General features: G+C 68.1%; 18 protein-coding genes. 13 read left to right on the forward strand and 5 right to left on the reverse strand.

The annotated features are described in order from the left end of the window. The 6 genes from AC07WC_RS16970 to AC07WC_RS16995 all read left to right on the forward strand — a co-directional run bounded on the left by AC07WC_RS16970 (position 1) and on the right by AC07WC_RS16995 (position 4,192). The gene (locus AC07WC_RS16970; protein WP_495211044.1) at positions 1-462 is read left to right on the forward strand and encodes an NUDIX hydrolase; all 462 of its coding nucleotides are present in this window, start codon (positions 1-3) and stop codon (positions 460-462) included. Beyond that, on the forward strand, positions 459-1,598 hold the full coding sequence (gene mnmA, locus AC07WC_RS16975; protein WP_495211045.1) for a tRNA 2-thiouridine(34) synthase MnmA: 1,140 nt from the start codon (positions 459-461) through the stop codon (positions 1,596-1,598). Before AC07WC_RS16970 ends, mnmA begins: the two co-directional genes overlap by 4 nt. After that, positions 1,595-2,209, forward strand: coding sequence for a high frequency lysogenization protein HflD (gene hflD / locus AC07WC_RS16980; protein WP_495211046.1), 615 nt, complete (start codon positions 1,595-1,597; stop codon positions 2,207-2,209). The genes mnmA and hflD overlap by 4 nt, the downstream gene beginning before the upstream one ends. 155 nt (positions 2,210-2,364) lie before the next feature. Continuing rightward, positions 2,365-3,555 carry a methyl-accepting chemotaxis protein gene (locus tag AC07WC_RS16985; protein WP_495211047.1) on the forward strand — a complete coding sequence of 397 codons (1,191 nt, stop codon included), beginning with the start codon at positions 2,365-2,367 and terminating at the stop codon, positions 3,553-3,555. Positions 3,556-3,653: 98 nt separating this feature from the next. Further along, positions 3,654-3,980, forward strand: coding sequence for a hypothetical protein (locus AC07WC_RS16990; RefSeq protein WP_495211048.1), 327 nt, complete (start codon positions 3,654-3,656; stop codon positions 3,978-3,980). Continuing rightward, a complete protein-coding gene (locus AC07WC_RS16995; protein ID WP_495211049.1) occupies positions 3,980-4,192 on the forward strand; it encodes a hypothetical protein in 213 nt (70 codons plus the stop codon). The genes AC07WC_RS16990 and AC07WC_RS16995 overlap by 1 nt, the downstream gene beginning before the upstream one ends. Before the next feature lie 17 nt (positions 4,193-4,209). Here AC07WC_RS16995 and AC07WC_RS17000 read toward each other — a convergent pair whose 3' ends face one another. Beyond that, complete coding sequence (locus tag AC07WC_RS17000; RefSeq protein ID WP_495211050.1) at positions 4,210-6,999, reverse strand: EAL domain-containing protein; 2,790 nt, start codon at positions 6,997-6,999, stop codon at positions 4,210-4,212. A gap of 150 nt (positions 7,000-7,149) precedes the next feature. Here AC07WC_RS17000 and AC07WC_RS17005 point away from each other — a divergent pair, with 150 nt between their 5' ends. Beyond that, a complete protein-coding gene (locus tag AC07WC_RS17005; protein WP_495211051.1) occupies positions 7,150-9,255 on the forward strand; it encodes a sensor histidine kinase in 2,106 nt (701 codons plus the stop codon). A 4-nt stretch (positions 9,256-9,259) separates the two neighbouring features. Then, the gene (locus AC07WC_RS17010) at positions 9,260-11,017 is read left to right on the forward strand and encodes an EAL domain-containing protein (protein ID WP_495211052.1); all 1,758 of its coding nucleotides are present in this window, start codon (positions 9,260-9,262) and stop codon (positions 11,015-11,017) included. Between the two features lie 39 nt (positions 11,018-11,056). Here AC07WC_RS17010 and AC07WC_RS17015 read toward each other — a convergent pair whose 3' ends face one another. The 4 genes from AC07WC_RS17015 to flgA form a co-directional block, all read right to left on the reverse strand. Beyond that, a complete protein-coding gene (locus AC07WC_RS17015) occupies positions 11,057-12,286 on the reverse strand; it encodes an ATP-binding protein (protein ID WP_495211053.1) in 1,230 nt (409 codons plus the stop codon). Positions 12,287-12,365: 79 nt separating this feature from the next. After that, positions 12,366-12,698, reverse strand: coding sequence for a flagellar protein FlgN (locus tag AC07WC_RS17020; RefSeq protein ID WP_495211065.1), 333 nt, complete (start codon positions 12,696-12,698; stop codon positions 12,366-12,368). Between the two features lie 2 nt (positions 12,699-12,700). Beyond that, positions 12,701-13,003 carry a flagellar biosynthesis anti-sigma factor FlgM gene (gene flgM, locus AC07WC_RS17025; protein WP_495211054.1) on the reverse strand — a complete coding sequence of 101 codons (303 nt, stop codon included), beginning with the start codon at positions 13,001-13,003 and terminating at the stop codon, positions 12,701-12,703. A gap of 109 nt (positions 13,004-13,112) precedes the next feature. Beyond that, positions 13,113-13,760 carry a flagellar basal body P-ring formation chaperone FlgA gene (gene flgA / locus AC07WC_RS17030; RefSeq protein ID WP_495211055.1) on the reverse strand — a complete coding sequence of 216 codons (648 nt, stop codon included), beginning with the start codon at positions 13,758-13,760 and terminating at the stop codon, positions 13,113-13,115. Positions 13,761-13,865: 105 nt separating this feature from the next. Between flgA and AC07WC_RS17035 the strand changes: the two genes are divergently transcribed. The 5 genes from AC07WC_RS17035 to flgE all read left to right on the forward strand — a co-directional run bounded on the left by AC07WC_RS17035 (position 13,866) and on the right by flgE (position 17,742). Beyond that, complete coding sequence (locus AC07WC_RS17035; protein ID WP_176989010.1) at positions 13,866-14,810, forward strand: chemotaxis protein; 945 nt, start codon at positions 13,866-13,868, stop codon at positions 14,808-14,810. A 157-nt stretch (positions 14,811-14,967) separates the two neighbouring features. After that, a complete protein-coding gene (gene flgB / locus AC07WC_RS17040; RefSeq protein WP_495211056.1) occupies positions 14,968-15,363 on the forward strand; it encodes a flagellar basal body rod protein FlgB in 396 nt (131 codons plus the stop codon). 3 nt (positions 15,364-15,366) lie between these two features. Then, entirely contained in the window at positions 15,367-15,774 is a 408-nt protein-coding gene (gene flgC, locus AC07WC_RS17045) for a flagellar basal body rod protein FlgC (protein WP_088435081.1), read from the forward strand. Between the two features lie 26 nt (positions 15,775-15,800). Beyond that, entirely contained in the window at positions 15,801-16,487 is a 687-nt protein-coding gene (locus AC07WC_RS17050) for a flagellar hook assembly protein FlgD (RefSeq protein ID WP_088435080.1), read from the forward strand. Between the two features lie 31 nt (positions 16,488-16,518). Continuing rightward, entirely contained in the window at positions 16,519-17,742 is a 1,224-nt protein-coding gene (gene flgE / locus AC07WC_RS17055; protein ID WP_495211057.1) for a flagellar hook protein FlgE, read from the forward strand. Positions 17,743-17,759: the final 17 nt, after the last annotated feature.

Here is a 17,759-nt window from a genome sequence, read left to right on the forward strand (position 1 = left end):
GTGAATGCCGTGCAGGAACCGCGCTGGACGCCCCATGTCACCGTCGCCACCGTGGTGGTGCGTGACGGGCGTCTGTTGCTGGTCGAGGAGGCGATCAACGGCCGCCAGGTGCTGAACCAGCCCGCTGGGCACCTGGAGCCGGATGAGAGCCTGGCCGCCGCCGCGGTCCGTGAAACCCTGGAAGAAACCGCCTGGACGGTGCGCCTGAGCGCCTTCATCGGCACCTACCAGTGGACCGCCCCGGACGGCACGCCGTTCCTGCGCTTCGCCTACGCCGCCGAGCCTGTCTCGCACGATCCCGGCCGCCCCCTGGACGACGGGATCCTGCGCGCGATCTGGCTCACCCCGGCCGAGCTGAAGGCCGACCCCGGCCGCCTGCGCAGCCCGCTGGTCTGGCAGGTGGTGGCCGACTATCTCGCCGGCCAGCGCCACCCGCTGTCCATCGTCAAGGAGGCTGCATGAGCACCCCACGGATCATGGTCGGCGTCTCCGGCGGCGTGGATTCCTCGGTCGCGGCCTGGCGGCTGGTCCAGCAGGGCGAGCCGGTGGCCGGGCTGTTCATGCAGAACTGGGCCGATGACGGCAGCGGCGACTGCCGCGCCGAGGATGACCGCCGCGACGCAGTGGCGGTCTGTGGCCTGCTCGGCATCCCGTTCCACTTCCGCGATTTCTCCAGCGAGTACTGGCAGGGGGTGTTCGAGCATTTCCTGGCCGAGTACGCCGCCGGGCGCACGCCCAACCCGGACGTGCTGTGCAACCGCGAAGTGAAGTTCAAGCATTTCCTCGACGCCGCGCGCGAGCTCGGTGCCGAACGCATCGCGACCGGGCATTACGCCCGGATCGCCCAGGTCGGGGGACGCTGGGCGCTGCTGCGCGGCGCCGACCGCAGCAAGGACCAGAGCTACTTCCTGCACCAGCTGGGCCAGGAGCAGCTGGCCGCGACCCTGTTCCCGATCGGCGACCTGCAGAAGAACGACCTGCGCCGGATCGCCCGCGACGCGCGCCTGCCCACCCACGCCAAGAAGGATTCCACCGGGATCTGCTTCATCGGCGAACGCGATTTCCGCGAGTTCCTCGGCCGCTACCTGCCGGCGAAGACCGGCGAGATCCGCGATCCTGATGGCGCCCTGATCGCCGAACATCCCGGCGTGTTCTATTTCACGCTCGGCCAGCGCGAGGGCCTGAACATCGGCGGCGTGCGTGGCCGGCCGGCCGCGCCGTGGTATGTGGTCGGCAAGGATGTCGCCAGCAACGTGCTGTACGTGGACCAGGAGCGCGAGAGCCCGTGGCTGCAGTCCACCCGGCTGCACTCCGAGCCCGCCCACTGGATCGCCGGTGCCCCGCCCGCGCGCCGGTTCGAGTGCACCGCGCAGACCCGCTACCGTCAGCCCGACGAGCCGTGCACCGTCACGGTGCGCGACGATGGCACCCTGGAGGTGCGCTTCGCCCGCGCGCAGCGTGCCGTCACCCCCGGTCAATCGCTGGTGTTGTATGACGATGAGGTCTGCCTCGGCGGCGCCGTCATCGCCGCCACCGATGCGCCACTGGAACAACGCCTTCGCGCCACCCCTTCTCCTTTCGAGGTATCTGCTGCATGAGTTTTTCCGTCGACGACCGCGTTCTTGCTCTGGCCGGCATCGCCCAGGCCCTGCAGCAGGTACGCCGCATCGCCGAAACCGGCCATTCCGAAGCCGCCGTGGTCCGCACCGCGGTGGACAGCGTGTTCCGCATCGATGCGGCCAGCCCGCAGGAGATCTACGGCAGCGCCGGCAACGTTGCCCCGGGGCTGCGCCTGCTGCACAACTACCTGAGCAGCCAGGGCCAGGACGAGCACCTGCCGCGCCTGGCGTTGTCTGTGCTGCAGCTGGAGCGCCGCTTCGTCCGTGAACACGAGATCGTGGCCAAGGTCAGCACCGGTATCGAGCGCGCCCAGGCCCAGGCCGGCGAGCTGGGCGACAGTGCCCACCCGGACGTGCTGGCCGCGCTGGGCGGCCTGTACGCGGACACCATCAGCAACCTCAAGCCGCGGGTGATGGTGCAGGGCAACCCGCACTACCTCGGCCAGGCCGGCGTGGTCGCCGAGATCCGCGCCCTGCTGCTGGCCGCGGTCCGCTCGGCGGTGCTGTGGCGCCAGACCGGCGGGCAGTACTGGGACTTTCTGTTCTCCCGCAAGACCATGCTCGAAGCGGTCGCGCGCCAGCTGCGCTGAGGCGTGGTACCGGGGCCGCCGACGGATCGGCGGTCCCCTGCCGAACCCGATTGGATCGAGGCAGGTGCCTCTCCATGGGATGAAAATCACGCGGACGGCTAAAGCAAACCGGGGTACGGCCGATACAGCATCCGTGCACCTCCCCGAGAACGTCCATGTACTCACGCCTCTTCATCCGCCTGGCCGCCCCCCTGGTCCTGACCCTTCTGCTTCCCTTTGCCATCGGCTTCGAGTGGCCAGCCGCCCTGCGCTGGGCGATCCTGACCACGATGACGCTCAGCTGGCTCGGGTTTGCCTGGTGGAGCGCCCGCGCCCAGACCCAGCGTTCGCCTGAGCAGGCCCGCATCCTGCGCGAGCAGGACCAGCTGCTGACCGAGCTGCGCTCGTTCGTCGGCAACGAAATCGACGGCTCGCGTGGCGAAGTCGAACGTGCCCGCGACCTGATCCGCCACGCCGTCGGTGGCCTGGGCAGCAGCTTCGATGCGATGAACCGCAAATCGCGCCAGCAGAGCCAGGCCCTGGCCCGCATCGTCGACCGCGCCGGTGAAGAAGGCGGTGCCGGCGTCGACGTGGCCCGTTTCGCCCAGCACGCCAGCCAGCGGATGGAGCAGCTGGTGGAGGCGCTGGAGCAGGTCAGCGGCCAGAGCAGCAACACCGTGCAGCACATCGACCAGATGGCGCAGCACCTGGATGGCATCTTCGCGCTGCTGGAGGACGTCAAGTCGATCGCCGACCAGACCAACCTGCTGGCCCTGAACGCGGCCATCGAGGCAGCGCGTGCCGGTGAGGCCGGTCGTGGTTTCGCCGTGGTCGCCGACGAGGTCCGCAACCTGTCCGAGCGCTCGACCACCTTCAACGAGCAGATCCGCAAGCTGGCGCACAGCTCCAAGGACGCCATCGCCAAGGTCCGCGAGACGGTCTCGCACATGGCCTCGCGCGATATGGACCGTTCCCGCGAAGCGCGCCACGAAGCGGCGCAGATGCTGGACAACGTGGCCCAGATCAACGCCTCGCTGGGTGATGGCATGCGCGAGATCTCCGAGTGCGGTCGTGCCATCGACAGCAGCGTCGCCGAAGCCGTGCGTGCCCTGCAGTTCGAAGACATCGCCACCCAGGCCCTGGGCGGCGTGCACACCCACCTGGACCGCCTGACCGCGATCAACCGCGAAGCGGTCGCGCTGCAGGAACTGCTGCACCGCAGTGGCGGCGTGTTCGACGAAGAGGTGGTGACCGCCCTGCAGCGCACCGGCACCCGCCTGCGCGACATGCGCACCGAGTGGGAGCGCCCGCCGCACAAGGCGGTCGCCCAGCAGAGCATGGCCGCAGGCGCGGTCGAACTGTTCTGATCCAGATGTCGCGTGCCGGTAACGGCACCCACAACGGCCCCGGCGTTCCCGGGGCCGTTGTGCTTGCACTACCCGTCCTGGCTGCAGATGATCGACCCATGCTGTTGACGAACGCCCCCAACGCCACCTCTCCCTCCTCCGCGCCCTTGCCCGATACCGCGGCTGCGCCAGAGGAGCGCATGGACCCGGCTGCGCCCAGCCGCACCACCGGGCCGATGCGCGGACGCGCGTTGCTGGCCCAGCTGGAGCAGCTGGCGCAGTGGGAGCTGGCGCGGCTGGCGGCAGGGGATGGGCTCTCGTTGTACGCCACGGCCGACCCGGCACTGCTCGGAATGGCGTGGGACCTGGGGATGAGTGGCGATGCCTTGCTGGACGCGCTCGCGGAGCCCATCGACCCCAGGATGCCGCCACCCCATCCAGGCTGATGCGCCTGGGCTGCGTGCAGATCGATACGCGGCAGCGGGGGATCGCGCAACACCTGTCAGCACATATGTCACTGGGTGAAACGCGCTACGTCTTCGGCGCCAGGCACCGGCTGGGACCTGGGCCCGATGATGGCTGGACCGACATCTACCGCATGGCCGTCCAGACCTGCGAAGGCGAGACGGTCGCGGAGATCCCCCACCTGCCGGGCTGACACCCTCACCTGCGCAATCAGACCGCGTGGATCGGTGCGGCCACGGCCTCGCATGGCTCGATCCGGGCGGCGTCGGCCCTCAACCACTGCGCCAGGTCACGCGGCGCGAGCGGGCGCGAGTACAGGTAGCCCTGGATCTCATCGCAGCCCTGGCGGCGCAGCATGGCTTCTTCCTGCTCGGTTTCCACGCCTTCGGCCACGACCTTCATGCCCAGCGCATGGCCCAGGTGCACGATCGCCTGGGTGACTTCCGCGGTCCCGGCGTCGTGCAGCATGCCTTGGACGAAGCTGCGGTCGATCTTGAGGCGGCCGACCGGGAAGCGGTTGAGGTAGTGCAGGTTCGAGAAGCCGGTGCCGAAGTCATCCACGGCCAGCGGCACGCCGTGACGCTCCAGCACATCGAAGCAGTGGCGCAGCACATCGGTGTCGCGGATCAGCGCGGACTCGGTCAGTTCCAGCTCCAGGCGCTGCGGTGGCCAGCCATGGGCGTGGCAGATGTCGATCACGCGCTCGGCGAAGCCGCGGTCACGCAGCTGCACGGCCGAGACGTTCACCGCCACGCGGTCGAACTGCAGGCCGGCGGCATCCCAGGCGGCCGCCTGGCGGCAGGCTTCGGCCAGCACCCAGTCGCCGATACGCACTATCTCACCGCATTTCTCGGCGATCGGGATGAACTCGGCCGGGCTGCAGTAGCCGATGCCGGGGCGATGCCAGCGCAGCAGCGCCTCGATCGCCGGCGGCTGGCCATTCTCGGCATGCAGCAGCGGCTGGTAGGCCAGCGTGAATTCTTCGCGCTCGATCGCACCGAGCAGCGCGTGCTCGATCTCCAGCTTGCGCTGGATCCTGGCCAGCGCATCCTGGCTGTAATACTGGTAGGTGTTGCGCCCGGCTTCCTTGGCCGCGTACATCGCGGCATCGGCAGCGCGCAGCAGCGATTCGAAATCCTGGCGGCTGTCGTCGAGCATCGCGATGCCGACGCTGGCGCCGACCTTCAGCGTGCTCTCGCCGCGGTGCAGCGGCTCGGCCAGCGAGGCGATCAGTTTGCGCGCCACGTGGCCGGCGTCTTCCGGCGCCGCCAGGTCGCGCAGCACGACGATGAACTCGTCGCCGCTGAAGCGGCCGAACAGGTCGTTGTTGCGCAGGCTCTGGTGCAACCGTGAGGCCGCCGCCTTGAGCAGCGCATCGCCGGTGGCGTGGCCGAAGGTGTCGTTGATGGTCTTGAAGCCATCCAGATCGATGAACAGCATCGCCAGTGGCGTGCCGCGGTCACGCGCCACTTCAATGGCATCGGCGGTCTGCTCGCGCAGCAGCATGCGGTTGGGCAGCCCGGTGAGCAGATCGTAATGGGCCAGCAGCTCGATGCGCTCGTTGGCTTCGCGTTCGCGGGTGATGTCACGGAACAGCACCACGAAGCGCGTGGGCAGGCCGTCGCGGCGGTCCAGCTCGATCAGCACCTGCACCCAGATGCGCAGGCCGGACTGCCGGTAGAAACACAGGTCCAGCTGTTCGGGCAGCCCGCCCTCGGCGATCCGGACCAGCGCTGCCTCGAAGGCATCGCGCGAGTCCTGGGTGTACAGGCTCAGGGCCTGGTCCAGGCTGATCGGCTCCTTGCGCAGGCCGTGGATGCGGTAGCACTCCTCGGTCCACTGCATGTGGCGGGTGCCCACTTCGATCTCGCAGCCGCCGATGCGGCCCAGGGCCGAGACGCGGTTGAGCAGTTCGGTGCGCCAGCGGATCAGCGCATCGGTCTGGTGCTGTTCGGTGATGTTCTGGACCTGGCCGAGCAGGCGCTGGATGCGTCCGTCCGGGCCGATCAGCGGCTGCATCCACACGCGCACGTGCAGCGCACCCCCGTTGTCACGGATCAATTCAAGCTCCAGCGTGGTCGCCGCACCGTCGCGCCACATCCGCCGCCAGGCACCACGCAGCCGGCCACGCGACTGCGGCTCCAGCTGGCGCAGCCAGTGGCGACGGCCATGCAGCGGTGCATCGCCGGTCTCCAGCAGCGCCCGGAACTCGGGCGACCACCAGAACTGGCGCGCCTCCGGGTCCCAGGACCAACTGCCCATGCTGGCGATGCGCTGCGCTTCACGCAGGTGCACCTGCTGCTCGCGCAGCTGGGCTTCCATCTGTTTTTGCGCCTGGATGTCGGTATGGGTGCCGACCATCCGCAGTGGCTGGCCATCGGCGGTGCGGGTGACCACGCGGCCGCGGTCCAGCACCCAGCGCCACTCGCCATCCGGCACGCGCGCGCGGAACTGCGCCGTGTACGCGTCGCTCTCGCCGCGCAGGTGTGCATCCATCGCCGCGCGCACTGCAAGCTGGTCGTCGGGATGGACGTTCTCCAGCAGGGCGCTGACGCCCTCGGCGCGCACGTGCGAGTCTTCGACCGGCTGGCCATCCCAGCGCCGCGAGCGGCGCACGCTGTCGCTGGGCAGGTCCCAGTCCCACAGGCCGTGCCCGGCGTGGTCCAGCGCTACTTCCCAGCGGCTGCCGGCATAGGTGGCGACCGGCTCGGGCACGCTCAGGGTGAAAGCCAGCAGGTGGCCGTCCGGGTCATGCACGGCGCGCATCCAGCCATCGAAGCGCCCCCCAGGGCCGCCGGGAAGCTGGCAGGGCACCAGGCCGCCATCCGCGGCCAGCAGGCGCAGGTCTTCCAGTACCTCGCCGTACGCCGCAAGCGTGGCCGGCAGGCCGTGCTCACGCGCGGCCGGGTTGGCGGCGATCGGACGACCGGCACGGTCGAGGATCACCAGCGCCGAGGCCAATGGGTGCTGCAGCAGACTCGCGATAATCCCTTGGTCCACGCCCTGTAACTCCGATAACGCACCCGACAACCGGGGAACGCAATCGTTAACGGCGGAGATTGCGGATTATTGAGTTCCCTGGCGACCTGCATCCTCACCCGGGGCAGGTAAGATGACGTTCGCCTTGTCCGACTGGCCCCGCCCTGCCCCATGCCGAACCCCCTGCCAGGCCCTGCCGAACCCGCTGCCGAAACGCCCCTGGCCCGCGATCTGCGCCGTGACCGCTGGCGGGTGGTCGTGGCCTACCTGGTGCTGGCCCTGGTGTGGATCCTGTGCAGCGATGCGGCGGTGAAGGTGGTCGCCGGCGATCTGCAGACGGCCGCGCAGTGGCAGACCATCAAGGGCACGTTCTTCGTGGTCGCCAGCGCGGCGCTGATCTATCTGCTGCTGCGCCCACTGGCCCAGCACGTGCTGCACACCCATGCGCGGCTGGAGAACTCGGAAACGCGCCATCGGCAGATGTTCGAAGGCAATCCCGGCCCGATCCTGGTCTATGACCTGGAATCGCTGGCGATCCTGGACGTCAATCCGGCCGCGGCAAGCTTCTTCGGCTTCAGCCGCGAGGCGTTCACCGCGATGCCGATCACCGCGCTGTGGCCGCCCGGGCACGAGGCGATGCTGGAGGCCAAGCTGGATCACATCCGGGCCAACCCCGAACAACTGTGCGTGATCACCGCCGACCTGCGCCTGAGTGACGGCAGCACGCGGCGGATGGAGATGCGCAGCAACTTCATCGATTACGGTGGCCGCCGTGCGCGCCTGCTGATCGCGATCGACCGCACCCGCGAAGACCAGGCCCTGCTGCGTCGCGACCAGGCATTGGCACGGGTGGAGGAAGCGCATGAGATGGCGCGCATCGGCGCCTGGGAAATCGACCCGGCCACCGGCCTGGGCCGCTACGCCAACCAGGTCTATCGCCTGCTGGGCCGCCGTCCGCCCGAGGCCCGGCGCTGGCATCGCTTCGAGGAATTGCTGGTGCCCGCCGATCCGGCCACCGCCGCGCTCAGCGAACAGCTGCTGCACGAGATGGGCTCCGGCGAGCCGGTGCAGATCGATGTGCTGCTGCCACTGCTGGCGATGGACGGTCGCGCGCTGATGGTGCACCTGCGGGCGGAGAGCGGCCAGGACGATGCCGGGCGCCCGCGCGTGCTCGGCACCCTGCAGGACGTCACCGAACGCGAGCAGTCGCGGCGTCTGCTGCGCGAACGCGAAGAGCAGTTCCGCGAGCTGGTGCGGGTGCTGCCCGATGGCGTGGTCATCCTCTCCGAGGAGCACGTGCTGTACGCCAATGCCTGCGCGGTCACCCAGTTCGGCTACGGGCAGAACACCCTGCTCGGCGAGCCGCTGGCCGCGCTGGTCACCGCCGACGACCTGCCCCGCGTGCGCGCCCAGCTGTTCGCCCAGCTGCCGCTGCAGAGTGCCGGGGCCGGCGAAGTGATCGGCATGCGACGCTTCAATGGCCAGGCTTTCCAGGCCGGCCTGGCGATCGGCGATGTGCGCTATGGCGGGCGCAACTGCAAGCTGTTGATCGTGCGCGACCTCAGCGAGCCCGAGCGCATCCGCGAAGCACTGGAAACCAGCAACCGCGAGCTGCAGGCGATGGCCGGGCGGCTGTTCTCGCTGCAGGAGGACGAACGCCGCGCCATTTCGCGCGACCTGCATGACGACATCGGCCAGGCGATCACCGCGATGAAGCTGTCTGCCTACGCGGCCCAGGACGAACAGGACGCTGCCCGCCGCGACGAGGACCTGGCCCAGATCATCCAGCTGGCCGACGCCACCGTCGGCAAGCTGCGCGACATCTCCACCCTGCTGCGGCCGCCGCAGCTGGATGCGCTCGGCCTGGAGGCCGCGCTGCGCTGGCAGGCCGGCGTGCTGTTCCGCTCGGCGGCGATCGAACTGCTGCCGGATATCCAGTCCCTGCCCCGGCGCCCGGCCGGCGACATCGAGCAGGCCTGCTTCCGCATCGCGCAGGAAAGCCTGACCAACGTGCTCCGCCATGCCCGCGCCAGCCAGGTCAACCTGCACCTGCGCGATGTCGACGACCACGGCCTGCACCTGCAGGTCCGCGATGATGGCGAGGGCTTCGACCCGGACGGCCCGCGCGGGCTGGGCCTGATCGTGATGCGCGAGCGCGCGCAGAGCGTGGGTGGCACATTACGCATCGAATCGGCGCACGGCGCCGGTACCCTGATCGACCTTTACCTGCCGTACCGCGCCACCGGCGCGACGGCCCACGACGCACTGGAACACTGAGCCCATGTGGAACCCTTCCCTGCCCCTGGTCAGCATCGAGGATGCCCCGCCCCGCCTGGGAGCCGGCAACCCCGAGCTGCAGGCGATGGTCACCGAAGCCGCGTCCGGCGGCACGCCGCTGATGCTGATGCACGTGGACATCGACCACTTCGCCTCGGTCAACGAGAACATGAGCGCCGAGGTCGGCGACCAGGCCCTGGTGTTGGTCGCGCAGCGCCTGCAGCACCACCTGCGCGGCCGCGGCAAGCTGTGGCGCCACGGCAGCGATGAGTTCCTGCTGGCGGTGCCGCGCACGGCCGACATGCCGCTGCCCGAGGACCTGGCCGAAGAGATCCGCCAGCAACTGGAGCTGCCGCTGTCGGTGCTGCCGTACACCCTGTTCATGACCGGCAAGCTGGGCGTCAGCCTGTGCCCGGAGCACGCCACCGGCGTCTCGCGCCTGCTCGACCACGCCGAGGATGCGCTGTACCAGGCCGCCCGCGAAGGTGGCAATGCGGTGCGCATCCACGCGGTGGACACGCCCTCCAGCGCGCACAGCGAGAGCATCATCGCGCGCCAGATCGTCGATGCGATCCCCAACGGCGAGCTCAAGCTGCGTTACCAGCCGCTGGTGAGCGCGCGCGATGGCCACGTGGTCGGCATGGAGGCGCTGCTGCGCTGGCAGTCGCCCACGCTGGGCATGCTGGTGCCGGAGCGCTTCATGCGCACCGCCGAACGGCTGGGCATCATCGTGCAGATCGGCACCTGGGTGCTGGAGGGCGCGCTCAAGCAGGCCAAGCTGTGGCGCGACCAGGGCTTCGATGACTTCACCATCGCGGTGAACGTCTCCACCCTGCAGCTGCTGCGCCCGAACTTCTTCGCCGAGGTGATGTCGCTGATGCAGGCAGCCGGCGTCCCGGCACAGATGCTGACGCTGGAGATCAACGAAAGCGCGCTGACCAACAACGTCAACTTCGTCCACGAAACCCTGGTCAACCTGCGCAACGAAGGCATCAGCCTGAGCCTGGACAACTTCGGCACCGGTGATTCCAGCCTCAGCGCGCTGGTCCGCTACCCGGTGGACAAGCTGAAGATCGACCGCAGCTTCATCAAGAGCGCGCCGGCCGGCAACCGCGAGGCCGCGATCGCCCGCGCGATCATCGCCATGGGCCACCAGCTGGGTATGACGGTGATCGCCAACGGGGTGGAATCGCAGGCGCAGCTCGGCTTCCTGCGCCGCAACGACTGCGATGTGTTCCAGGGGTATCTGTTCGGTGAGCCGATGTCGGCCGACGCCGCCGGCATGACCCTGCGCCGCCGCTACCTGCGCCCGGAGGCTTTCGCCGAGACCCGCCCGGACCGCACCCTGTTGCTGCTGGACGACGAAGAGAACGTGCTGCGCTCGCTGGTGCGCCTGTTCCGCCGCGATGGCTATCGGATCCTGGCCGCGGGCAATGTGCGCGATGCGTTCGATCTGCTCGCCATCAACGATGTGCAGGTGATCCTGTCCGACCAGCGCATGAGCGACATGAGCGGCACCGAGTTCCTCGGCCGGGTCAAGATGCTGTACCCGGACACGATCCGCCTGGTGCTCTCCGGCTATACCGACCTCAACACGGTGACCGACGCGATCAACCGCGGCGCGATCTACCGGTTCCTGACCAAGCCCTGGAACGATGACGAGCTGCGCAAGCACATCCACCAGGCGTTCCGCACGCACGAGGAACAGCGTCGCGCCAACACCGTGCCGGCACCGGCGCTGCCGACCGCGGACGAGGACTGAGCCTGCTGCCGGCCAGCGGCCGGCACGACCGGTAGCGGATCAGCGCGGCTGCTTGATCGGCAGTACCACGCGGAACTTCGAGCCCACGCCCGGGGTGCTCTCCAGGTCGATGCGGCCGTGGTGCTTGTTGATGATGCTGTAGGAAATCGACAGGCCCAGGCCGGTGCCGCTGCCGACCGGCTTGGTGGTGAAGAACGGATCGAAGATGCGCTGGCGCAGGTCCGGCGAGATGCCACCGCCGGTGTCCTCGAATTCCACCCAGACCGTCTCGCCGTCCACGCCGGTGCGCACGTGGATCGTGCCGCGGTCGGCGATGGCATGGCCGGCGTTGAGCAGCAGGTTCATGTAGACCTGGTTCAACTCCGACGGCAGGCACTCCACCAGCGGCAGCTGGCCGAACTCACGGTGCAGGGTCACCTTGTACTTGAGCTCGTTCCAGATGATGTTGATCGTGGATTCCAGGCCGGCATGCAGGTCGACCAGCTTCCACGATTCATCGCGGCCGGAATACGAGAAGTCCTTCAGGTCGCGCACGATCCGGGTCACCCGCTCGATGCCCTCGCGCGACTCGGCCATCAGCTGCGGCAGATCGCGGCTGATGAAGTCGATGTCGAAGCGTTGGCGGATGTCATCGATCTCCGGGATCAGCGCCTTCGGGTCCGGCGCACGCAGGGCGCGCTCGTAGGCTTCGATCACGGTGAACAGGCTGCGCAGGTATTCCTGCAGGCTGCCCAGATTGGAGTGCACGTAGCCGATCGGGTTGTTGATCTCGTGCGCGACACCGGCGGCGAGCTGGCCGATGGAGGCCATCTTTTCCGATTGCAGCAGTTTTTCCTGCGTGCCGTTGAGACGCAGGTAGGCCTGGCGCAGTTCGGCATGGCGCTGCTGCAGTTCGCGCTCGTAGTCTTCCTGGCCTTCGATGCGGCGGAACAGCGCCAGGTAGTGGCGCTGGCCGCCATCGTCATGATGGTAGACATGGGCGATGACCATGCGCTCGCCGACCGGCAGGCTGCCGTTCCAATGTCCGTTGAGGCGCGCCTGTTCCAGCGCGTCCGGCGGCAGCAGCTGGCGCAGCCATTGCGCCGGGGTCAGCCCGGCATCGCGCTCGGCCTGGCCGAGGATCTCACTGACCGCGGCATTGGCCAGGGCCACGCTGCCGTCCTCACGGAACAGCAGCACGCCCTCCTTGATCCGTTCAAACAGGGCAAGCAGGACCGGATGCGGGGGCAACGGGGCGGTGACAAGGGCGGAAGTTACGGTCACGGTCACATCGAGGCGGCTGGAAACAGGCGCTCAATATACGCGGTGACGTTCACATCGGCAGCCCGGGGCCGCCAGACGGGGGTGATCAGGCGACCGCGAGCGGCCGCCGGGTGTTGAGCGTGTGCGACTGGCCCTTGGCATCGTAGGCCGCGGCATCTTCGCTGCGGCCCAGTTGGCGCAGCGCCCAGTTGACCTCGCGGCGGCGGCGCGAGAGCAGCACGCCGTTGGCGCGGTTGCGCTCGGCCAGCTCCTGCACGCGCTCGGCCTGGCCGAGCGGCAGCGCGGCTTCGAGTGCCCGCAACGCGTCCAGCTTGGCGCCGGTCGCGCGGATCAGGGCCTGCACGTCATGCTCGACCAATGCCTGGCGTTCGACGTCCAAGGCATCGCTGAGGCGCTGCAGCGGCTCGCTCATCGCCAGCTTCATCCCTGCAGCTGCTGGTCCAGCTCAAGCATGCGCGAGGCGATCGCGTCGGGGTTGATCTTGTAGCTGCCGTTCTGCAGCGCGTCGCGCACGGCCTGGACACGACCTGCGTCGATCGCCGGCGCCGTGGACAGTTCACGCTGCATTGCCTGCAGGCTGGTGGCTTCGCCGGTCAGGCGCAGGCTGTCAGCGGCGTCCACCGGGCGGGCCGGTGCATCCGTGCTGACGCTCGGCTTGTTGCCGGGGGCGACGCTGCGCAGATGGGCGGTGGCCTGGAGGTTGCCGTCGATTTTCTGGCTCATGGAGTTGTCCTGGGAATGCGGTTCACAAGGGATAACGGCCGGTCGGGCGCCATCTTTAGGGGAATATTGCAGGTTTCACGGGAAAAGTTGCCCGTATTCACATACGTGTTCAGCGCGTCACTAAAACGTCACCGCTGGCCGCGACGGTGCCCTGCACGATCTTGCGCGAGGAGAGGTTCTCGACCGAGACCCGCTCGTTCTCGCCGGCATCGGCCATGGCGCGGCCGGCAACCCGGACCTCCACCCCGCCACGCCGTGACACCAGCGCCACACTGTCGCCCCGGCGTACCAGCCGCTGCGCGACCAGGTCATTGGCCGAGAGCAGGCTGCCCGCGCTGAGGGTCCGGCGCGCGACCCGGCCGACGGCGGCGGCCGGGTCGGCCAGCGCAGCGCCGGCGATCCGTGCCGCATCACGCTGGCCGGTGGTGATATCGGCCGCGGCGAGGGTTTCTCCAGCCGCCACGCCACGATTGAGGATGAGCACGGTCTGGTTGCGACGCACTTTGACCGGGACGAACAGGCGCCAGCCGCCCGCGTCGGGGCAGCTGACCTCCACGGTGCTGGTGCCGGTCGGCTGGGCGGCCAGCGGCTGGCCACAGGTCGGCAGGCGCAATGCCGAATCCAGGGTGGTGTCGCCTTCGCTGCCGGCCGGCAAGGTGCCGAGCGCCGCCTGGCGGATGCTGTCCACGGGCTGCCAGCCACCGGCGGCCCACGCGGGCGCCGCCAGCAGCAGCGCGGCAAAGACAAGAGAACGCATGGGCACTCCATCGGCAAGGAACATGCGCAGCACGATGCAAGCCCCATGCCGAAGCCGTGCATGGCTGGCGCTCAAGTCATCGCCGATGCCGCCGATACCAAGCCCATGTCCCATGACCTGCTCAACCGCATCGACCAGCGTACGCGACTGGCCGGCCACAATCGTCTGGCCCTGCTGCTGTTCCGGCTGGGTGGACGTCAGCTTTTTGGCGTGAATGTCTTCAAGGTGCAGGAAGTCCTGCGGCGCCCGGGCCTGTTCCAGGTGCCCGGGCTGCCCAGCCAGTTCGCCGGCGTGGCCGATGTCCGTGGCCGCTCGGTACCGGTGCTGGACCTGGGCCTGGCGATCGGCCACCCCGAGCGTGAACCGGATGCCGACAAGGCGCCGGGCTACCTGGTGGTGACCGAGTTCAACCGCTCCATCCAGGGCTTCCTGGTCAGCGGCGTGGAACGCATCGTCAACATCGCCGTGGAAGACATCCACCCGCCGCCGGAACTTGGCGCCGAGTCGAGCTACCTGACGGCGGTGACCCGCTTCCAGGGCGAGCTGATCCAGGTGATCGACGTGGAAAGCGTGCTGGCCGACATCGCCGAGATCCGGGGCGAAGCGGTGCTGGACCCCTCCATGGCGCTGCCCGCCGATGCCCCGCCGATGCAGGTGCTGGTGGTGGACGACTCGCGCGTGGCCCGCCAGCAGATCCGCAGCGTGCTGGACCAGCTGGGGGTCGGGGCGACCCTGCTCTCGGACGGCAAGCAGGCGCTGGACCACCTGCTGCAGATCCATGCCTCGGGCGAGAACCCGGCCGAGCGCTACGCCATGGTGATCTCCGACATCGAGATGCCGGCCATGGACGGCTACACGCTGACGACGGAAATCCGGCGTCACCCGGGCCTGGCCGGCCTGTACGTGCTGCTGCACACCTCCCTGTCGGGCGTGTTCAACAACGCGATGGTGGAACGCGTCGGCGCGAACGCCTTCGTGGCCAAGTACTCCCCGCACGAGCTGGCGGACTTCCTGCTGGACCGCCTGCGCAAGGTCGCGATGGCGGCCTGACACGCCGCCCCTCCCCGGCACGGATGCCCCCCGGCCGGACGTAGATCCACGCAGGGCGTGGATCGACCCGGCGTGAACGCGCCGCCGGGAACCGGCCCGCCGCCCACGCTGGCACGCCGCTTGCACTGCCCCAGGCATCGTCCCGTGGGAGTGCGTCATGCCCAATCTGATTTCGAACTATCTGGGTGTCCATGCCCAGGCCATGCCGTTGCGCGAGCAGCGGATGAAGCTGATCGCCAGCAACCTGAGCAATGCCGACACCCCCGGGTACAAGGCCCAGGACCTGGATTTCGATGCCGCCCTGCGCAATGCCCAGGGGCTGGATGCCAATGGTCTGATGAAGACCACCAACGAAAAGCATTATGAGATCGGCAACGGATTGAATCCGTTCCAGATCGCCAAGGAAGGCGTGCAGCCGAGCATCGACGGCAATACCGTCGACCCGGATGCAGAACGCGCCGCCTACGGCCGCGCCGCGCTGGAATACCGCGCCTCGCTGAGCTTCGTCGAATCCAAGGTGCGCTCCATGCTCACCGCGATCACGGGGCAATAAGCCATGAGCAATCTGCCCATCTTCGATATCGCCGGTTCCGCGCTGCAGGCGCAGTCCGTGCGCATGAGCACCATCGCCTCCAACCTCTCCAACGCCGATACCGTGGCCGGCTCGGCCGATGCGGTCTACAAGCCGCTGGAGCCGATCTTCCAGTCGGTGACCAGCCGCACCGACCCGAACATCACCACGGTGCAGGTCAAGGAAATCAGCCAGAGCAACGCCGCGCCGATCCAGCGCTACGAGCCGGGCCACCCGCTGGCCGATGCCGATGGCTACATCTACCAGCCCGACGTGGACCCGGTCGCGCAGATGGTCAACCTGATCTCGACCTCGCGCAATTACCAGGCCGGCGTGGAAATGCTGACCACCGCCAAGGAACTGGCGCTGGCCACGCTGACCATGGGTCGCTGACCCTCTTACTGCAGGAATCCCCTCCCATGAGCAGCACCAACGGCGTTGGCCAGAACAACAGCGACATCTACAGTGCGCTGGGCCTGAACGCGCCCAACAGCGATACCAGCAAGAAGAAGAGCACCCTGGACCAGGCCGATTTCATGCGCCTGATGACCGAGCAGCTGCGTCACCAGGATCCGCTCAAGCCGATGGACAACACCCAGATGGTCGCGCAGATGGCGCAGCTGTCGCAGGTGCAGGGCATCACCGACCTCAACAACACGGTCAAGGGCTTCCAGGATTCGATGTCCAGCGACCAGATCCTGCGCGGCGCGGCCTTGGTCGGCCACGAGGTGCTGGTGCCGTCGGAAAAGCTCGCCCTGGAGAAAGAAGGCGATGTGACCGGCATGGTCGCCGCGCCCGGCGCCGGCTTCGTGACGGTGGACATCACCGACGCCAACGGCGTCAAGGTCAACCAGATCAGCGTGGAAGCCAAGGCCTCCGGCGAAGTCACCTTCGACTGGGACGGCAAGGACGCCAACGGCAACCGCATGGCCGAAGGCACCTACACCATCGCCGCCTCGCACACCGATACCGCCGGCACCAAGACCAAGCTCAACACCTACGTGCAGGCCCCGGTGGAGAGCGTCACGGTCGGCACGGACGGCCTGTACCTCAACCTCAAGGGTCTGGGCACGGCCCCGATCGACTACGTGCTCCGCATCAGCTGAGCCGCCTTACCCGCATCCACAGGAGCATCCCATGGGCTTCAACGTCTCGTTGTCCGGCATCAACGCAGCCAATGCCGATCTGAACGTCACCGCGAACAACATCGCCAACGTCAACACCACCGGCTTCAAGCAGTCGCGCGCCGAGTTCGCCGACCTGTTCTCGGCCACCAGCTACGGCCTGTCCAAGAACGCGGTCGGTTCCGGCGTGCGCCTGACCAACGTCGCCCAGCAGTTCTCGCAGGGCAACAATGAACAGACCGGGCGCAGCCTGGACATGGCCATCTCCGGCGAGGGCTTCTTCACCCTGACCATGAACGGTGCCCGCGTGTACTCGCGCGCCGGCAACTTCCAGACCGACCAGGCCGGCTACGTGACCAACCCGCAGGGCGCGCGCCTGCAGGTGTTCGCCCCGAATGCCGACGGCACCAACTTCGATGCCGGCCGCCTGACCGATCTGCAGCTGCTGACCACCGACAGCCCCCCCAGGCAGACCGGCAAGGTCGACGTCAGCTTCACCCTACCGGCCAACGCCAAGGAACCGACGGTCGCCGCCTTCGACCCGACCGACTCCAACAGCTACAACCACTCCACCGGTGGCATCACCGTGTACGACTCGCTGGGCGTGAGCCACACCCAGACCTCGTACTTCGTGAAGACCGAGAACCCGAACGAGTGGGAAGTCCACAACTATGTTGACGGCAAGGCCGCCGGTACGCCGACGCTTCTGAAGTTCTCCGACAGCGGCGCGCTGACTGAACCGGCCAATGGCCAGATCGTGATGGATCCGTTCACCCCGACCACCGGTGCCGGCGTGCTGTCGATGTCGCTGAACCTCAGCGGTTCGACCCAGTACGGCGAGAAGTTCGCGCTGCGCAACACCCAGCAGGACGGCTACGCGGCCGGCAAGCTCAACGAGATCACCGTCTCCGAAGAAGGCATCGTCTACGCACGCTACTCCAACGGCGACGACAAGCCGCTGGGCCAGGTCGCGCTGACCACCTTCAACAACGCGCAGGGCCTGGAAGCCAAGGGCAACAACCTGTGGGTGGAGAGCTTCGCCTCGGGCACCCCGCGTACCGGTTCGCCGGACAGCTCCAACCTGGGCAAGATCCAGGCCGGTTCGCTGGAAGCCTCCACGGTCGACCTGACCGAGCAGCTGGTCAACATGATCACCGCCCAGCGCAACTTCCAGGCCAACTCGCAGATGGTCTCCACCCAGGACCAGATCACCCAGACCATCATCAACCTGCGTTGATGAGCCACTGACCGCAA

The sequence above is a fragment of the Stenotrophomonas sp. GW821-FHT01H02A genome, from assembly GCF_059422145.1.